This window comes from Streptomyces sp. MS191 (genome assembly GCF_008042125.1).
Taxonomy (GTDB): domain Bacteria; phylum Actinomycetota; class Actinomycetes; order Streptomycetales; family Streptomycetaceae; genus Streptomyces.
Window position 1 is genome coordinate 2374479 of record NZ_RDBI01000040.1, and the last position, 17187, is coordinate 2391665.

12 protein-coding genes, 2 tRNA genes and 1 riboswitch are annotated in these 17187 nt (G+C 74.0%); of the genes, 4 read left to right on the top strand and 10 right to left on the bottom strand.

The window, feature by feature from the left end:
* Positions 1-83 precede the first annotated feature (83 nt).
* Positions 84-2198 carry an asparagine synthase-related protein gene (locus EAO71_RS17910; protein WP_147978637.1) on the bottom strand — a complete coding sequence of 705 codons (2115 nt, stop codon included), beginning with the start codon at positions 2196-2198 and terminating at the stop codon, positions 84-86.
* A 546-nt stretch (positions 2199-2744) separates the two neighbouring features.
* Between EAO71_RS17910 and EAO71_RS17915 the strand changes: the two genes are divergently transcribed.
* The 4 genes from EAO71_RS17915 to EAO71_RS17930 all read left to right on the top strand — a co-directional run bounded on the left by EAO71_RS17915 (position 2745) and on the right by EAO71_RS17930 (position 7791).
* A complete protein-coding gene (locus EAO71_RS17915; protein WP_147978638.1) occupies positions 2745-4190 on the top strand; it encodes an MFS transporter in 1446 nt (481 codons plus the stop codon).
* Positions 4191-4277: 87 nt separating this feature from the next.
* Positions 4278-5477 (top strand): L-2-hydroxyglutarate oxidase, encoded by a 1200-nt coding sequence (gene lhgO / locus EAO71_RS17920; protein WP_147978639.1) that lies wholly within the window; start codon positions 4278-4280, stop codon positions 5475-5477.
* Between the two features lie 240 nt (positions 5478-5717).
* Entirely contained in the window at positions 5718-6437 is a 720-nt protein-coding gene (trmB, locus tag EAO71_RS17925; protein WP_147979370.1) for a tRNA (guanosine(46)-N7)-methyltransferase TrmB, read from the top strand.
* A 43-nt stretch (positions 6438-6480) separates the two neighbouring features.
* Positions 6481-7791, top strand: coding sequence for a PrsW family intramembrane metalloprotease (locus tag EAO71_RS17930; protein ID WP_147978640.1), 1311 nt, complete (start codon positions 6481-6483; stop codon positions 7789-7791).
* A 98-nt stretch (positions 7792-7889) separates the two neighbouring features.
* Here EAO71_RS17930 and EAO71_RS17935 read toward each other — a convergent pair whose 3' ends face one another.
* The 9 genes from EAO71_RS17935 to EAO71_RS17980 form a co-directional block, all read right to left on the bottom strand.
* Positions 7890-8834 carry an aldo/keto reductase gene (locus EAO71_RS17935; RefSeq protein WP_147978641.1) on the bottom strand — a complete coding sequence of 315 codons (945 nt, stop codon included), beginning with the start codon at positions 8832-8834 and terminating at the stop codon, positions 7890-7892.
* 97 nt (positions 8835-8931) lie between these two features.
* The gene (locus tag EAO71_RS17940) at positions 8932-9999 is read right to left on the bottom strand and encodes a M23 family metallopeptidase (RefSeq protein ID WP_147978642.1); all 1068 of its coding nucleotides are present in this window, start codon (positions 9997-9999) and stop codon (positions 8932-8934) included.
* An 11-nt stretch (positions 10000-10010) separates the two neighbouring features.
* Positions 10011-10158: riboswitch (cyclic di-AMP (ydaO/yuaA leader) on the bottom strand.
* A gap of 247 nt (positions 10159-10405) precedes the next feature.
* The gene (locus EAO71_RS17945; protein WP_147978643.1) at positions 10406-11566 is read right to left on the bottom strand and encodes a PP2C family protein-serine/threonine phosphatase; all 1161 of its coding nucleotides are present in this window, start codon (positions 11564-11566) and stop codon (positions 10406-10408) included.
* Between the two features lie 217 nt (positions 11567-11783).
* Positions 11784-12524, bottom strand: coding sequence for a MerR family transcriptional regulator (locus EAO71_RS17950; RefSeq protein ID WP_147978644.1), 741 nt, complete (start codon positions 12522-12524; stop codon positions 11784-11786).
* Positions 12525-12667: 143 nt separating this feature from the next.
* Positions 12668-12741 (bottom strand) — tRNA-Met (locus EAO71_RS17955).
* A gap of 51 nt (positions 12742-12792) precedes the next feature.
* Positions 12793-13272 carry a rhodanese-like domain-containing protein gene (locus EAO71_RS17960; protein WP_147978645.1) on the bottom strand — a complete coding sequence of 160 codons (480 nt, stop codon included), beginning with the start codon at positions 13270-13272 and terminating at the stop codon, positions 12793-12795.
* 413 nt (positions 13273-13685) lie between these two features.
* Positions 13686-13758 (bottom strand) — tRNA-Lys (locus EAO71_RS17970).
* Between the two features lie 369 nt (positions 13759-14127).
* The gene (locus EAO71_RS17975; RefSeq protein ID WP_147978646.1) at positions 14128-16392 is read right to left on the bottom strand and encodes a DEAD/DEAH box helicase; all 2265 of its coding nucleotides are present in this window, start codon (positions 16390-16392) and stop codon (positions 14128-14130) included.
* A gap of 200 nt (positions 16393-16592) precedes the next feature.
* A complete protein-coding gene (locus EAO71_RS17980) occupies positions 16593-17114 on the bottom strand; it encodes a hypothetical protein (RefSeq protein ID WP_222723559.1) in 522 nt (173 codons plus the stop codon).
* Positions 17115-17187: the final 73 nt, after the last annotated feature.

Below are 17187 nucleotides of genomic sequence, written 5' to 3' on the forward strand. Positions count from 1 at the left end.
CCCCAACCCGGCGGCCGGTGCCGCCGCCCGCGCGGGCCTGCGCGCGGCCCTCCCGGACCTGCTCGCCCTCTTCGAGGCCCCGCTCAGGCCAGGAGCGAGCGTCGTGCCGAGGGGATCAGCGGGCCGGGCACGGCGCGCTGCTTCGGTGCCGCGGTGCCCGTCCAGCAGCTGCCGCGGCGGGCCAGCAGCCGGTGGAGCCAGAGTTCGGTGGAGACCAGGTCGGCGAGCCCGTCCAGCGGGACCGGCTCGCCCTCGGAGGCCGCCCGCAGCGCCTTGCGGACCACCCGGGCCTCGATCAGGCCGGCGTCGGCCAGCAGCGGGGCCTCGAAGAGGGCGAGCAGGTCCGGGAGGGCCGCGCGCAGGCCCGCGCGGGCGGCGGCACCGGCCGCCGGGTTGGGGGTGCCCCAGCCCGGGGGGAGGTCGTGGATGCCCGCGCCGGCCAGGACTGTGCGCAGGACGGTCGCCCGGGCGCCGGGCTGGACGCGCAGCGACTCGGGCAGGGCGCGGCAGGCCCGTACGACCTGGTTGTCGAGGAACGGCGCGTGCAGGCGCTGGCTGCGGATCTCCGCCGCCTGCTCCAGGATCCGGTGGTCGTGCGCCGCCCGGGCGAGCGCGGCCCGGGCGCGGGCCTCCCCCGGGCGCTGCACCGAGGTCGGCAGCGTCGCCGCCCGGTTCAGGCGAACCGATACTTCAGCCAGTGCCTCCCCCGTCAGCCAGCGCGCCGCCGGACCGGGCCGTGTCCAGGCAAGGGCGGAGAGGGACGCCTCCAGGGGGCCGAAGGCGCCGGGCGTCGTGCGGTTCGCCTCCAGGACCCGGGTCGCCGCCGCCTCCAGACCGGTCCGGTAGGGGGTGCGGGCGAGGCGCCGGGCCGCCCGGTAGACGGTGAGCGGCACGAGCAGCGCGCCCGCCGACGGACCGGTGGCCTTGGCCAGCGCCGTCACCGGGCGCACCAGCGATCTGCGCCGGCGGTCCATCAGCAGGTCGGCGAGCCGGGCCGGATGCGCGTCCAGGACCTGGCGGGCGCCCAGGCCCGTGAAGTGGTCCGCGCTGCCTCCCGCGAGCCGTCTGCGGTGCCGGTCGGCGAGGACGAGCGAGGGTCCGGGCTCGTCGGTCAGCGGCCCGTCCAGCTCCGCGTACGGCAGGGCCTCCTCGCCCGCCGCGACGACCACGTGGTGCAGTCGCGGGTTGGACGCGATCGCCCGGGCCCGCTCCAGCTCCTCCTCGCGGGCCGCGCCGCCGCCCGTCAGGTCGTTGAAGGTGACGGCGAGCAGCCGCTCCCCCGCACCCGTGCCGTGTCCCAGGATGGTGCCGGGCACGCCCGGGAGCCCGGCGGCCAGCAGGGCGAGCGTGCCGGACGCGCTGCCTCCGGACAGGTCCGCGCCGATCCCCGGTGCGGGTCCGCCGCCGCGTGCCGCCCGCCGCTCGGCGGGCCCCATGCCGGGGACGGGTCCCGGGTCGGGCAGCGGGGTCTCCGGCGCGTGCCGCGGCGCGGTGAGCCGGGCCCGTACGGCGTCGACGAGCGCGTCCCGCACGCCCTCCACGGCCTGCCGCGGATCGACCTGGGGCGCGGCGACGGCGAGCGAGGCGACCGGGTCGTACCCGGTGATCTCGCGGGAGCCCTCGCGCAGGATCAGCGCGTGGCCCGGCGGGACCCGCTTCACCCCTTCGTACGGGGTGGAGTCGCGGAGCGCCTCGGGGGTCTCGGGGCAGGCGAGCAGGGCGGCGAGATGGCCGATGTCGAGCTGGGCCTCGATGAGGTCGGCGAGCGGCAGGGCGGCGGTGGCGTAGGCGGTGCCGTTGGCCCACGGGGTGTGGAACACGGGCCGTGCGCCGGCGAGATCACCCGTGACGGTGATCCGGCGGCCGACCTGGACGACGGCCGTGTAGCTGCCGGCCCAGGCGGTGAGATGGCGCAGCGCGCCGCCGCGCGCGGCGAACAGGCCGACGCGCAGTTCCTCGTCGCTCGCCGCGCAACACCCCAGGACGGCAAGGCGGGTGTGGGCGTCGACGGTGACCACGCGCACCTCGTCGGGGCGCCAGTCGCCGACCGCCCACAGCGGGTCGGGGTCCCCCCACAGCAGCTGTGCGCCCACCGGGTGCACCGTGCGCCCCTCGGCCGCCGCCCCGCCCACGGCGCCGGCCGTGCCTGGCGTGGCGAAGCTCGCGGCGACACTGCTCCAGCCCACCAGCCATCGCATCGGCGCCTCCACTTCGGTCGGTGGAGGAACATGCTGCCACGACAAGAGGGCAGGGGAGGGGCTCCGGGGTCGCGTGTGCGAAAGGCGAATGCGCCCCTGGCATTGGCCAGTTGCTCACCGTCGGCATTCGGCCATTCTCGGCGGGGCCGCGGACCGCCGGCTGTCCGGGAGGCGCTCATCGCCTCCCGGAGCCGTCCGCCGCCCGCGGGGAATGGGGCGGCGGTGTCCCCCAGCCCCCTGGTCCACTGCCAGGCGGGCCGACCCACGCAGCACTCATGGAAGCGCTCCCCCTCCGCCCCGGCGAGAGCGCACGGCCGGGCGCACGGCCACACGCCCGGAGCACGCGCCCGGAGCCGCCCCCGGGGCCCCTCCGCCGCCGACGCCTCTACGCCATCCGCCCGTCATGCGTCTGTTCCCACAACAATCTCGCCATACGGAACTCCGCCCCTTAACGGTAGGGATGCGGCGAACTACGCTGTGTTTACGAATGCCGCACGCCTATGCCCGGCGTCGCGGCGGCCGTCTGGGTGGTCGAGGGGTGGCGTCATGTCCAGGGAGCAACGCGGGCCGAACGAAAAGCTCGGCACGGTTCTCGCCCTCGCGGGAATCAGCAACGCCGGTCTCGCCCGGCGCGTCAACGACCTCGGTGCGCAACGGGGCCTGACGCTCCGTTACGACAAGACGTCGGTGGCCAGGTGGGTGTCGAAGGGCATGGTGCCGCAGGGTGCCGCCCCGCATCTGATCGCGGCCGCCATCGGCCAGAAGCTCGGCCGGCCGGTGCCGCTGCACGAGATCGGGCTGGCGGACGCCGACCCGGCGCCCGAGGTCGGGCTCGCCTTCCCGCGCGACGTGGGCGAGGCGGTCCGTTCGGCCACCGAGCTGTACCGGCTGGATCTCGCCGGCCGGCGGGCCGGTGGTGGCGGGATCTGGCAGTCCCTGGCGGGTTCCTTCGCGGTCAGCGCGTACGCCACCCCCGCCTCCCGCTGGCTGATCACGCCCGCCGACTCCTCGGTGGAGCGCCTGGTGACCGGGCCGGGCGAGGAGCCCCTCGACGGGCCGGAGGCCGCGCTCCACGCGCGCGTCGGTCACAGCGACGTCGCCAAGCTCCGCGAGGCCGCCGAGGACGCGCGCCGCTGGGACTCCAAGTACGGCGGCGGCGACTGGCGTTCCTCGATGGTCCCGGAGTGCTTACGCGTCGACGCCGCGCCGCTGCTGCTCGGCTCGTACTCGGACGAGGTCGGCAGGGCGCTGTTCGGGGCGACCTCGGAGCTGACCCGGCTGGCCGGCTGGATGGCCTTCGACACCGGTCAGCAGGAGGCCGCCCAGCGCTACTACATCCAGGCGCTGCGGCTGGCCCGCGCCGCCGCCGACGTGCCCCTGGGCGGGTACGTCCTGGCGTCGATGTCCCTGCAGGCCACCTACCGGGGCTTCGCCGACGAGGGCGTGGACCTCGCGCAGGCGGCCCTGGAGCGCAACCGCGGTCTCGCCACCGCGCGCACCATGTCCTTCTTCCGGCTCGTCGAGGCGCGGGCGCACGCGAAGGCGGGCGACGCGGCCGCCGCGGGGGCCGCCCTGAAGGCGGCCGAGGGCTGGCTGGAGCGGGCGCGGGACGGCGACCCCGACCCGTCCTGGCTGGGCTTCTACTCGTACGACCGGTTCTGCGCCGACGCCGCCGAGTGCTACCGGGACCTGAAGCTGCCGCGCCAGGTGCGGCGCTTCACCGAGCAGGCGCTGTRCCGGCCGACGGAGGAGTACGTCCGCTCGCACGGGCTGCGGCTGGTGGTGTCGGCGGTCGCCGAGCTGGAGTCGGGCAACCTGGACGCGGCCTGCGCGGCGGGCACCCGCGCGGTGGAGGTGGCGGGCCGGATCTCGTCGGCGCGGACCACGGAGTACGTCCGGGACCTGCTGCACCGGCTGGAGCCGTACGGGGACGAGCCGAGGGTCATGGAGCTGCGGGAGCGGGCGCGCCCGCTGCTGATGGCACCGGCGTGAGCCGAAAGCATGACGTGACGCGTGTCCCAACGGGTTTAACCGGATTGTCAGTGGGTCAGTGCACTATCGGGGTGGGAGGTGGTGCAGGTGTCCGTTCGTGATGTCGACTGCGACGTGCTCGTGATCGGCGGTGGGATCGTCGGGCTGTCGACGGCGTACGCCCTGACCCGTGCCGCCCCCGGCACGCGCGTCACGGTCCTGGAGAAGGAGCACGGTCCCGCCCGCCATCAGACCGGCCGGAACAGCGGAGTGATCCACAGCGGGATCTACTACCGTCCGGGCTCGCTGAAGGCGCGGTTCGCGGTGGCGGGCGCGGCCGAGATGGTCAAGTTCTGCGCGGAGTACGGCCTGCCCCACGAGGTGACGGGCAAGCTCATCGTGGCCACCGGCCGGGACGAGCTGCCCCGGCTGCACGCGCTCGTCCAGCGCGGCCGGGAGAACGGCATTCCGGTGCGGGAGCTGGGGCCCTCGCAGATCAGCGAGTACGAGCCGCGGGTGCGCGGCCTGGCCGCGATCCATGTCGGAACCACCGGGATCTGCGACTACGGCGCGGTCGCGGCGCAGCTCGCCGAGTCGTCCGGGGCGCGGATCCTGTACGGCTCCGAGGTGACGGCGGTCGACCGGCGTCCGTGGGGGGTCGCGGTCCGCACGGCGGCGGGCCGGGTGGTGCGTGGACGGGTCCTGGTGAACTGCGCCGGCCTGCACTGCGACCGGGTGGCTCGGCTGGCGGGCGACGACCCGCAGATGCGGATCGTCCCGTTCCGCGGGGAGTACTTCGAGCTGACGGACGCCTCGCTGGTCCGCGGGCTGGTCTACCCCGTCCCGGACCCGGCGTTCCCCTTCCTCGGGGTGCATCTGACGCGGGGCATCGACGGCGGCGTGCACGTGGGCCCGAACGCGGTGCCGGCGCTCGCGCGGGAGGGATACGACTGGTCGGTCGTCCGGCCCGGCGAGCTGGCCGGGACGCTGGCCTGGCCCGGGTCCTGGCAGATCGCCCGGGAGCACTGGCGGTACGGGGCGGGCGAGCTGCGCCGGTCGCTGTCGAAGCGGGCCTTCACGGAGGCGGTGCGGCGACTGCTGCCGGTCGTGGAGGAGTCCGGACTGCGCCGCACGGCGGCCGGCGTCCGCGCCCAGGCGGTGCTGCGGGACGGCACCCTGGTCGACGACTTCCTGATCCGCGAGGCGCCCCGCACGGTGCACATCCTGAACGCGCCGTCCCCGGCCGCGACGGCGAGCCTGCCGATCGGGCGCGAGGTGGCCCGCCGGGCGCTGGCCCAGCTGGACTGACCGGGATCCGGGCCCCGCCCGGACCACGGGACGAGAGCCCGAGATACCTCGGTCACGGGCACCGCCCGGCACCCGGCCGCGCGTCGGGCACGCTCCCCGCGTCACGGACGAGCCCCGGGCCACGCGCCGGACACGCCGTAGAATCGAGGCATTGTGTCTGAGTCCCGTGAAGCCACCGCGCACCCCACCGTCGAAGCCGCCTCGCCCGTCGAGCCCGTCGTCGCCCGTCGGGGCAGCCGGATGTTCGCCGCCGGGGAGGGCCCCCTGCCCGACCCCGCCGGATCGCACCACGAGCGGCGCATCCGCAGCTTCCAGCCGCGCCGCAGCCGGGTCACCGCCGGCCAGGCGGAGGCGATGCTCAAGCGCTGGCCCGACTGGGGCCTCGACATCGACGGCCGGCGGATCCTCGACCTGCGCGAGATGTTCGGCGGGCTGCCCGTGGTCATGGAGATCGGTTTCGGCATGGGCGAGGCCACCGCGCGGATGGCCGCCGCCGACCCCGGCACCGGCATCCTCGCCGTGGACGTCCACACCCCCGGGCAGGGCAACCTCCTCGGCCTCGCCGACCGGGGCGGGCTGGAGAACGTCCGGGTCGCCAACGGCGACGCGATCATCCTGCTCCGCGAGATGCTGACCGCCGACGCCCTCGACGGCTGCCGCGTCTACTTCCCGGACCCCTGGCCCAAGAAGCGCCACCACAAGCGCCGGCTGATCCAGCCGGAGTTCCTCACGCTGCTCGCGACCCGGATGAAGCCCGGCGCCGTGCTGCACTGCGCCACGGACTGGGAGCCGTACGCCGAGCAGATGCTGGAGGTCCTCTCGGCGCACCCGGACTTCGCGAACACCGCCGCCGACGGCGGCTACTCCCCCCGCCCCGCGTTCCGCCCGCTCACCCGCTTCGAGGGCCAGGGGCTCGACAAGGGACACGTCGTGCACGACCTCCTCTTCCAGCGGATGTAGAACTCCCTCGCGGGCTGTCACTCCCGCTGGTTAGGGTCGTTGCGTGTCGAACCCCGTAGCCGTACCCGTGCCCGCCCGGGACACCGAGGAGCCCGCGTTCCCCGCCGTCCCGGACCGCGCCCACTGGCGCTACCGGCCCCGCCGGGCCTTCTGGCGCAGCAAGGTGGTCCGGGCCGTCACGGTGATCACCCTGCTCGCGCTCTGCGCCCTGGTGATCCTCGCGATGGTGCGGGAGGAGACGGGGACCGAGGGGTTCCTGGTGGGGCTGGGCCTGGCCGTCCTGCCCGTCCCGCTGCTGCTGGCCGCGTTCCGCTGGCTCGACCGCGTCGAACCCGGCCCGTGGAAGAACCTGATCTTCGCCTTCGCCTGGGGCGCGTTCGCCGCGGCGCTCGTCGCGCTCACGGCCAACACGTTCGCGGTCCGCTGGATCGCGACCTCCACCACCGACCGGGCCTCCGCCGACGCCCTCGGCGCCACCGTCGTCGCGCCCGTCGTCGAGGAGAGCGCGAAGGCCGCCGCGATCCTGCTGATCTTCCTGCTGCGCCGCCGGGACTTCACCGGCCTGGTCGACGGGGTGGTCGTCGCCGGGTTCACCGCCACCGGTTTCGCCTTCACCGAGAACATCCTCTATCTCGGCCGCGCCTTCGGCGAGGACCAGGAGATCGGCACGTCCGGCCTCGGCTCGATGACCGCCGGGACCTTCTTCGTGCGGGTCGTGATGTCGCCGTTCGCGCATCCGCTGTTCACCGTGCTCACCGGCCTGGGCTTCGGGTTCGCCGCGCTCGTCGCACGGCGCAAGCGGGTCCGGCGGATCCTGCTGCCGGTGGCCGGCCTCGTCCTCGCCATGGGGATGCACGCGCTGTGGAACGGCTCGGCCGTCTACGCGGCCTGGGGGTTCCTCGTGGTCTACGGCATGTTCATGGTGCCCGCCTTCGGGCTGCTGACCTGGCTGGCGATATGGAGCCGGCAGCGGGAGCTGCGCACGATATCCGGCCAGCTCCCGGCGTACGCGGCGGCGGGCTGGCTCTCCCCGTCCGAGCCGCTCGCCCTCTCCTCGATGCGGGCCCGCTCGATGGCCCGCTCCTTCGCCGCCCGGACGTACGGCCGGCCGGCCGCCCAGGCGGTCGGGGAGTACGAGGCCTTCGCGACGACGCTCGCGTTCCTGCGCCACCGCGCCCAGCGCGGTGACGCGGACCCCGACTTCACGGCGCGCGAGCAGGAGCTGCTCCATCACCTCTGGCAGCGCAGGGCCGTCGCCTCGCCCGCGCTGACCTACGCGGCGCGGGCGACCGGCCGGGTCTGGTCGCCGCCTCAGTACCTGGACTACGGCGGCTACAACCCGTACCGCAGCTGAGGAACCGTCCCGTCGGATCCCCGGAACGACCGGACAGTCCTGGGGCCGTCCCCCGACCCCGCCGGCGCCCCCGGTGCGCCGCCCCGCGGGGCGAACGTTCAGGCGGAGGCCTCGTCCAGCGCCGCCAGCTCCGCCTCGTCGAGCACCAGGTCCGCGACCGCGACCAGGGCGGGCAGCTGCTCGACCGTACGCGCCGAGGCGATCGGCGCCGTGACGGTCGGCCGGGCGGCGAGCCAGGCCAGGGCCACCGTGGCGGGCTCGGCCCCGTGCGCGCGGGCGKCGGCGTCGAGCGTGTCGAGCACCGTGCGGCCCCGATCGGTCTCCAGATGCCGGCCGGCGCCCGCGGCCCGGGCGCTGTCGACCGCGGTCCCCTGCCGGTACTTGCCGGTCAGGAAGCCCGACGCCAGCGCGAAGTACGGCACGGCCGCGAGGCCGGCCCGCTCGGCGGTGTCCAGGAGCTCGCCCTCGTAGGTGTCGCGGGAGACCAGGTTGTAGTGCGGCTGGAGCGCGACGTAGCGGGTGAGTCCCTCGGCCTCGGCGAAGTCGAGGGAGGCCCGCAGCCGCGCCGGGGAGATGTTCGACGCGGCGACGGCACGGACCTTGCCGTCCTTCACCAGCTGGTCGAGCGCGGTGACGATCTCCTCGACGGGCACGGACTCGTCGTCGAAGTGCGTGTAGTACAGGTCGATGTGGTCGGTGCCGAGCCGGCGCAGGGACTCCTCGGCCGCCGCCTTGATCGTGACCGGCGAGAGTCCCTTGTACGAGGGGTGGGCGCCGACCTTGGTGGCGACGACGATCTCGTCGCGGTTGCCGCGCGACGCCAGCCACCTGCCGACGATCGTCTCCGACTCGCCGCCCTGGTTGCCCTCGGCCCAGGCGGAGTAGGAGTCGGCGGTGTCGACGAAGTTGCCGCCGGCGGCGGCGTAGGCGTCCAGGACGGCGAAGGACTGCGCCTCGTCGGCGGTCCAGCCGAAGACGTTGCCGCCGAGCGCGAGCGGGAAGACGTGCAGATCGGAGGAGCCCAGCGGGCGAAGAGAGGTCATGGGTCGGTGAACGACCCGCGGCGGGGCCGCTATTCCGGCGGTCCTGGCGCAGGTTCGCCACCAGGGCCGCCGTGGCCGGGGAGGGTCCCCCGAGGGATCAGACCGACAGGCCCTTGCTCGCCAGCCAGGCCGCCGGGTCGACGCCGTCGCCGCCCGGGGTGTGGACCTCCAGGTGCAGGTGCGGGCCGGTGACGTTGCCGGTCGCGCCCACGCGGCCGATGGTGTCGCCGGTGCCGACCGACTGGCCCACGCCGACGGTCATCGAGGACAGGTGGCAGTACCAGACCTCGGTGCCGTCGGCCAGCTCCAGGACGATGCGGTAGCCGTACGAGCCGGACCAGCCGGCCGACTTGACCGTGGCGCCGTGCACGGCCTTGACCGGGGTGCCCGTGGGGGCCGCGAAGTCCAGGCCGGTGTGGTAGCCGGAGGACCACATCGAGCCGGACTCGCCGTAGGTCGAGGTGAGCGTGTACGAGGACGTGGGCAGCGCGTAGCTGGCGGCGAGCTTGGCCAGGCGCTCGGCCTCGGCCTTCGCCGCGGCCTCCGCCTCGGCCTTCTTCTTCGCCTCGGCCGCCGCCTTCTCGGCCGCGTCCGCCTTGGCCGCGGCCTCCGCGGCGGCCTTCTCGGTCGCCGCCTTCTCCGTCGCGGCCTTCTCGGCGGCGTCGGCGGAGGCCTGCTGCTGCTCGGCCTGCTGGAGGATGCGGGCGCGCAGCGCCTCGCCGGCGTCGCCGCCCTCCGTCTTGCGGTCGGCGCCGTCGACGGGCGCGCCGACGGAGGCCGTGAGCGCGTGCAGGTCGTTGCCGGATCCGGCGGTCGTGTTCCGGTCCTCGTCGCCGGAGATCAGCGCGCCGACGCCGGGCAGGTCCTCGGCGTCCGGCAGGTCGAGGTCGGGCAGGGCTATGGAGACCGGCGGCTTCTCCTGCGCGGTGGCCAGACCACCCGCGCCGACGGCCGCGATGACACCGACGCCGAGGACGGTGGAGGAACGGGCGAAGCCCGAGCGCTGCTTGACGACCCGGTGGCGGCCACCGGCCCGGCTCTGCTGGCGGAGGGTCTCCTCGGTGGGGTTCCACTCGCCCGCCGCGCCGTCGGGGTCGGTCCCGGCGGCACCCGAGGCACCGAACGCATGGAAGGGGGCTTCGGGGGCAGGGGTGTTGGACGCCACGGAGGCGTACTCCTTTCCTTCCTTGCCGCCTACCGGGTTAGCTGACGGGTTCGGAGCAGGAAGGTCTCCTACGGGCGCCCTCGCACTGGTGCGAGAGTGTCCGATTCACCCCAAGTGGTGGTTCCCCGGTTCCCTTTCGGGATTCGGCGCGTGCGCACGGTGCCGTCTCTTGCGACGACTGGGACGACCGCGCTGCGTTATCGAACGTTAATAGACACGGGGGTCCGATTCCAAGCTGTTCCTCTTGATCGTTCAAGAGATTGATGCACTACAGGGCGATTTGACCGCCGCTCAGGAGTCATCCGTTCGACACTCCTTATCTGACGGTGTATCAATTGTTATCGCAGTGGTACCTCGCGACTACGCATGGTCACCCCGCCGGCTCTCCGGGACCGGGGCGGCCGCCTCAGGGCACCACCGGCATCGTCCGGCGGCGCTCCGGCTGGCCCTCCACCGGCCGGCCCACGGCCAGCAGCGCCATGTCGTCCGTCGACCCGCCGCCCGTGTACCGGCGGACGTCGTCGACCAGCGCGTCCAGCAGTTCCTCCGGACCAGGGAAGATCCGCCCGGCCAGCCGGCCGCCGGGCTCGTAGAACGCGCCCGTCGCGTCGCGCGCCTCGGACAGCCCGTCGGTGTAGAAGAGCAGCGTCGAGCCCGGCGGGTAGGGGGTCTCGTCGGCCCGGTCCGGCCAGGCGGCCACATCGCCCATGCCGAGCGGCAGCGCGGCCTGGCTCGGCTCCAGATGCTCCAGCGCCCCGTCCTGGAGCAGCAGCAGCGGCTCGGGGTGGCCACGGTTCACGACTCGAACGAGGCCGTCACCGCGGGGGATCTCGGCCAGGACGGCGGTGGTGAAGCCCTCGATGGCGTCCAGGTCGTCCCGGCGGGTCCCCTCCCGGGTCAGGGCCCGTTCGAGTCTCTGCGCCACGCCCTCCAGGGTCGCCTCCTGCTCGGCCGCCTCCCGGAACGCACCGATCACGACGGCGACGGCCTCGACCGCCTCCAGCCCCTTGCCCCGCACGTCGCCGACGACGAGCCGCACGCCGTACGGGGTGTCCTGGACCGCGAACAGGTCGCCGCCGATGAACGCGTCCGCCTGCGCCGCCTCGTAGCGAGCCGCGATCTGCAGCCCGCCGATCCGCTCGGCCGGCGTGGGCAGCACCGCCTTCTGGGCGGTCTCGGCGATCACCCGGGCGGAGGCCAGCTGCCGCCCGCTGCGCTGGATCACGCGGTTGATCACCATGGCCAGCGCGGAGACGGTGATGACCGTGAGGGTCTCGGTGGCCGAGGGCGGCTGGGTGGTGGTGCCGTTGTAGACGTGCAGCCCGACGCACGCCAGCACGGCCGCGATGCCGGTCAGCAGGGTCGTCAGCTTCGAGAAGAACGGTGCCGCGATGAGCGGCGCGGCCGAGAACATCGGCGCCGCGGTGTACGACGACGGGGTCGCCAGGTCGAAGACGATGCCGCCGATGATGACGAGCGGGGGAAGGGCCCGGACGAAGCGGCGGGTCCGCTCCCCGCGCGGGCGTGGGGGCCTCCCCGTGCCGTCACCCGCCGATCGCTGCCCCACCTGTGCTCTCCTGCCCGGTCCTGCACGGCGACGGCCCGTACCGCGCCCTCACCAGCCTGGGGGCCGCCGCCCGGTGCGGCGACCCCCGATGCTCCGATCGGAGGAGCGCCGGCCCGGGGCCCGGGCCGGCGGACCGGCCGGGCTCGGGGCCCGCGCGGACCCGACGCGGCGCGCGGGCCGGGCGGCGCGGGCCGGGCGGCGCGGGCCGGGCGGCGCCTCAGAGGTTCCGCTCCGCGTAGATCTCCATCGCGTCCCGGACCAGCAGCGCCGTGCCCTCGCCGTGCTTGTCGTAGTTGGCGGTGAAGCGCGGGTCGTCGACGTACATCCGGCCGAGGCCGATCACGTAGTCCTTCGACGGCGTCGTGGTGGCCGACAGCCACCGGACCTGCCGGCGGGCGATTGCCTGCACCTCGTCGCTGTCGGCCGCGAGTCCGTCCCGCGCCGCCTGCCCGAAGTCGCGCGCGATGCCCGCCTGCTCGTCCGTGAACGCCTTCTTCTGTTCGGCGCTGAGCGAGCGCCACCAGCGGTCGCCCTTCTCGTACGCCTCGCGCCCCCAGCGCTCGGTGACCTCCGCCTCGTACCGGGTGTGGTCGAATCCGTCGAACACTTCTTCAGCCATGAGCTCTTCTCCGTTCTCGGTCTTGTGGAGAGTGGTCCGGACGGCTTCGATCTGCCGTCCGATGCGCTCCCGCTCCTGTTCGAGCAGGACGAGATGGGTGCGCAGGGCGGCGGACGAATCCCGCTGCCCCCGCAGGACCTCGGCGATGGCGGGCAGGGACAGCCCCAGCTCGCGCAGCAGCAGGATGCGCTGCAACCGCACGAGCGCCGCCTGGTCGTAGTACCGGTAACCGTTGGCGCCGATCCGGCTGGGTTCCAGCAGTCCGCGTTCTCCGTAGTGCCGGAGGGTGCGGCTGGTGGTCCCGGCCTTCCTGGCGATCTCTTGGATCGACCACTCCATGCCCGGAACGCTAAATCTTGACGTTGCGTAAAGGTCAAGCGCGCGGAAGGGCGATTCGGCCGGCACCGGACGACGGGGGCGTGGGAGGGGAACACGACGAAGGCCCGGATCCGTGAGGATCCGGGCCTTCGTTTGCTACTGAGTAGCGGGGACAGGATTTGAACCTGCGACCTCTGGGTTATGAGCCCAGCGAGCTACCGAGCTGCTCCACCCCGCGTCGGTGAACACGACCTTACGGCATGGGCGGCGGATCCGGAAATCCGTTTCCTCAGCAGCCGCAGTCCTCGGCGTCGACCGGTGCGGTCAGCGGGTCCGCGCCCTTTGCGGCGGGGCCTTCCCACGTCTCGTACGCAAAGCCCTCGCGCACCCAGTACTCGAATCCGCCGAGCATCTCCTTGACCTGGTAGCCGAGCTCGGCGAGGGCCAGTGCGGCGCGGGTGGCGCCGTTGCAGCCCGGGCCCCAGCAGTAGGTGACGACCGGCACCGCCCTGTCGAGGAGCTGCTCGGCCTGCTCGGCGATGAGCGCGGTCGGCAGGTGGACCGCGCCGGGGACGTGCCCCTGGTCCCAGGAGGCGGTGGAGCGCGAGTCCAGCACCACGAAGCCGGGGTCGCCGTCGGCCGCGAGGGCCGAGGCCACGTCCGAGACGTCGGCGTGGAAGGCGAGGCTGGCGGAGAAGTAGGCGGCCGCCGCGGCGGGAGCGGCCGGCGGGGTGCGAAGTACGGCGTTGACCTGCGCTGTTGTCGTCATGCGGGAAAATCTACGACTCGAGATCACCCCGCTGAAGTGGCGAATCCCGGAGCCGGTGGCGATCGGCCGTGGTTTTCCGGGCGTTCGGCGCCCGGGGACGGGGATCTCACGGAGCGGATGGCCGGGGCACCGGCCGCAGGCCGCCGGGCGGGTCGTGGACGCCTTCCTGGCCGCCTCACGCGGACGCGACGTCGACGGGCTGCTCGCGGTCCTCGACCCGGACGGGGTGCCGCCGGCGGACGGCGGGGCGCCGCGCGCGGGTGGCTCCGCCCCAACCGGCCCCGCGGCCGTGCTCCCTGACGGCGGGACGGCTCACCGCGGGCGGGGCGGGCCCGGACGACGAAGCGCCCCGCCCGGTCGGAACCGGGCGGGGCGCTTCGTGGCGGAGGCGAGTGACCTCGCTCCCGTTCAGGTAGGCCGTGTGGGACTCGAACCCACAACCAACGGATTAAAAGTCCGCTGCTCTGCCAATTGAGCTAACGGCCCTCGGCACAAGGGCACCCCCGCAGCATAGCCGGATCATGCCCCGCAGCCGATCGGGTATCCGTCCTGGCGGGTCCCGGGCGGGTCCCGCCAGGACGGATACCCGATCGGCTGCGGGGCATGATCCGGCTATGCTGCGGGGGGGGACGGCGGGCCGGGGAAAATCCCCGGCGCGGCGGGAGAACGTCACCTCGCCGTCGGAGCCCGGCGGCCGGGGACACGCATCGTCCCGCACGCCCCCGCCGGGAACCTCTCCCCGCAGGTGCCTCGCTCCGGCTCCGGGAACGCCCGAAGGCCCGTCCCCCACCGGTCGGGTGGGGGACGGGCCTTCGGGGTCGTTCAGAGGCTCACGGCCGAACGGCCGCGGCTCGGTCAGCCGTTGCGCTTCCAGCGGGGCTTCTCGTCGCGGCGCCCGAAGGAGCCGGTGTTCGAGCCGGTGCCGCGGTGGTCGCCGCCGCGGTGGTCGTCACGACGGCCGTACGGGCGGTCGCCGCCCGAGCGGAAGCCGCCGGAGGGGCGGTCGTCACGACGGTCGCGGTTGAACGGACGGTCGCTGCCGCGGTGGTGGCCGCCGGCCGGACGGTCGTCGCGACGGAAGCCGCCACGGTCGCCGCGGTCGTCACGGTTGAAGCCACCGGAGGGACGGTCGTCACGGTTGAAGCCACCGGACGGACGGTCGTTGTCCCGACGGAAGCCACCGGACGGGCGGTCGTTGTCCCGACGGAAGCCGCCCGAGGGACGGTCGTCACGACGCTCGAAGGAACGGCCACCGCGGTCGTCACGACGGTCGTCGCGGCGGAAGCCGCCACGGTCGCCGCGGTCGTCACGGTTGAAGCCGCCGGAGGGACGGTCGTCGCGGCGGAAGCCACCGGACGGACGGTCGTTGTCCCGACGGAAGCCACCGGACGGGCGGTCGTCACGGCGGAAGCCGCCGGACGGACGGTCGTTGTCCCGACGGAAGCCGCCCGAGGGACGGTCGTCACGACGCTCGAAGGAACGGCCACCGCGGTCGTCACGACGGTCGTTGCGACGCTCGAAGTTGCCGCGCTCGTCGCGGAACGACGGACGCTCCTCGCGGCGCTGCTGCTCCTCGCGGCGCTCCGCCTGGGCGGCGGCCTGCGCGGCCTCGGCGATCTCGGCCTCGGCGGCCTCGGTCACCTCGGCGACGGCGGCCTCCGGGTCCTCGCCCCGCTCGCGCGCGGAACGGGCGACCAGGCGGTCGGCCTCCTCGCGGAGCTCGACGGCGCGGCGCTGCAGACGCTCCAGCTGCTTGGTGAGGTCGGCGACCTCACGCTCGGCCTGCTTGGCGGCGTTGTTCGCGGAGTCGGCCTGGACCTCGGTCAGCGAACGCGCACCGGTGATCTCGGCGACCTCCGGCTCGAAGGCGCCGGCGCCCTGGACGATGTGGCGCGAGGCGTCGACGCCCGCGTCCTCCATCAGGCGGAAGATCTGGCGACGCTGGTGCGGCAGCGCGAGGGAGACCACGACACCGGACTTGCCGGCACGGGCGGTACGGCCCGAGCGGTGCAGGTAGTCCTTGTGGTCACCGGCCGGGTCCACGTTGAGGACCAGGTCGATGCCGTCGACGTGGATGCCGCGGGCGGCGACGTCGGTGGCGACCAGCGCGTTGACGTAGCCGTCCTTGAAGTCGGCCAGCACGCGGGTACGGGCGCCCTGCGTCATGCCGCCGTGCAGCGCGTCCGCCTTTACGCCGGCCTCGACGAGCTGCTCGGCGATGCGGTCGGCGCCCAGCTGGGTGCGGACGAAGATGATGGTGCGGCCCTTGCGGGCGGCGATGGCGGCGGTGACCGGCGCCTTGTCCTTCGGCTTCACGACGAGGACGTGGTGGCTCATGGTCGAGACGTTGCCCTGGGCGCTGTCGACCTCGTGGCTGACCGGGTCGACCAGGTAGCGCTTGACCAGCGTGGAGATCTCGTTCTCCATCGTGGCCGAGAACAGCATGCGCTGGCCGCCGGCCGGGACCTGGTCGAGCAGCTCGGTGACCTCGGGCAGGAAGCCCAGGTCGGACATCTGGTCGGCCTCGTCGAGGACGGCGGCCTCGACGTTCTCCAGGGAGCAGGCGCCGCGGTTGATGATGTCGCGGAGGCGGCCCGGGGTGGCGACGAGGATGTCGACACCGCGCTCCAGGGCGTAGATCTGGTTGCCCATGGACGTACCGCCGCAGACGACCTTGATCTTCAGGCCGAGCACGTCGCCGTACGGCTGGAGGGCGTCCGCGACCTGCATCGCGAGCTCGCGGGTCGGGGTGAGGATGACCGCGCGGGGCTTCTTCTTCTCGGTGTGGCCACCGGCCAGGCGGGCCAGCGTCGGCAGACCGAAGGAGAGGGTCTTGCCGGAGCCGGTGCGGCCGCGGCCGAGGATGTCCTTGCCGGCCAGGGCGTCCGGGATGGTCGCCGCCTGGATCGGGAAGGGGGTGGTCACGCCGTTCTGCGCGAGCTTGCGCACGACGCCCTCGGGCAGGCCGAGGTCGGCGAAGGTGATCGTGGGCTCCGAGGCCTCGTCGGACTCGGCGGCCTGGTCGGCAAGCTCGGTGTCGACGATCTCGGAAGCCTCGACGGCCTCGACGATCTCGTCGTTCTCGGGCATGACGGCGTGGTCAGAACTGAAAATGGACATGCGAAATGCGAAACCTTCCGGAGTCTCGGCACGCGCCCGTCAACTCCGTGAATTACGCAAATCGACCGCCTCAATGCGGTCCAGCCACGGCTAGGGAGAGTACGCGCCACACGGCGCTCTTCTGTTTCGGCGCCGGGCAATGGGATCAAACGATCTATAACCATACGCACCCTCCCCGCCACAATGCAAATCCGACTGGGTCACACGGGTCCGACCTGCGGTGATGCCTCCGGCTCCACCGCGACACCGGGCCCGTCGGCGGCCCTCATGGCACCCATGTGCGTGTCGGCGCCGGGGGTCACGGAGGGCGGGAGGGTCGGCTCGACGGTGGGCTCCGGGCTCGGCGTCGGCTCGACCGTCGGTTCGGGCGTCGGCTCCGGCGACTCCGTGGGCGTCGCAGGCCCACCACCCGGCTCGCTCGGCCCACCGGCACCACCGGCCGCACCCGCCCCACCCGGCACACCGGGTTCGGGCAGGGGCTTGACCCCGCCACCGGCCGTCGCCGCGGCCGGCGGCTTGCCCGAGGCCGAGGGTGACGCGCTCGCCACCGGCGACGGGCCGCCCTCGCCGTCCGCGTCCGGACCGCCGCGACCGGACGTGTCGCGTCCGTTCCCGCCGCTCCGGCCCGACACGCCGATGCCGCCGTCGGACTCGGCCGCCACCTCCTGCTTGCCCGCGGACTTGCCGGGCGCGGGCTTGGCGCCCTCGTCGCCGACACTCATACAACCGCTCAGGCCGGCGCAGGCGGCGACCGCCAGCGCGGCGGCGGCCCATCTCGCAGCAGGGGTGGGCAAA

What these genes read in the sequence shown, in the direction of transcription:
- EAO71_RS17960 (WP_147978645.1), bottom strand. Translation starts at nt 13,272, where the DNA reads ATGACGACAACAGCGCAGGTCAACGCCGTACTTCGCACCCCGCCGGCC.
- EAO71_RS17950 (WP_147978644.1), bottom strand. Translation starts at nt 12,524, where the DNA reads ATGGAGTGGTCGATCCAAGAGATCGCCAGGAAGGCCGGGACCACCAGC.
- trmB (WP_147979370.1), top strand. Translation starts at nt 5,718, where the DNA reads ATGTTCGCCGCCGGGGAGGGCCCCCTGCCCGACCCCGCCGGATCGCAC.
- EAO71_RS17975 (WP_147978646.1), bottom strand. Translation starts at nt 16,392, where the DNA reads ATGTCCATTTTCAGTTCTGACCACGCCGTCATGCCCGAGAACGACGAG.
- EAO71_RS17980 (WP_222723559.1), bottom strand. Translation starts at nt 17,114, where the DNA reads ATGAGTGTCGGCGACGAGGGCGCCAAGCCCGCGCCCGGCAAGTCCGCG.
- EAO71_RS17910 (WP_147978637.1), bottom strand. Translation starts at nt 2,198, where the DNA reads ATGCGATGGCTGGTGGGCTGGAGCAGTGTCGCCGCGAGCTTCGCCACG.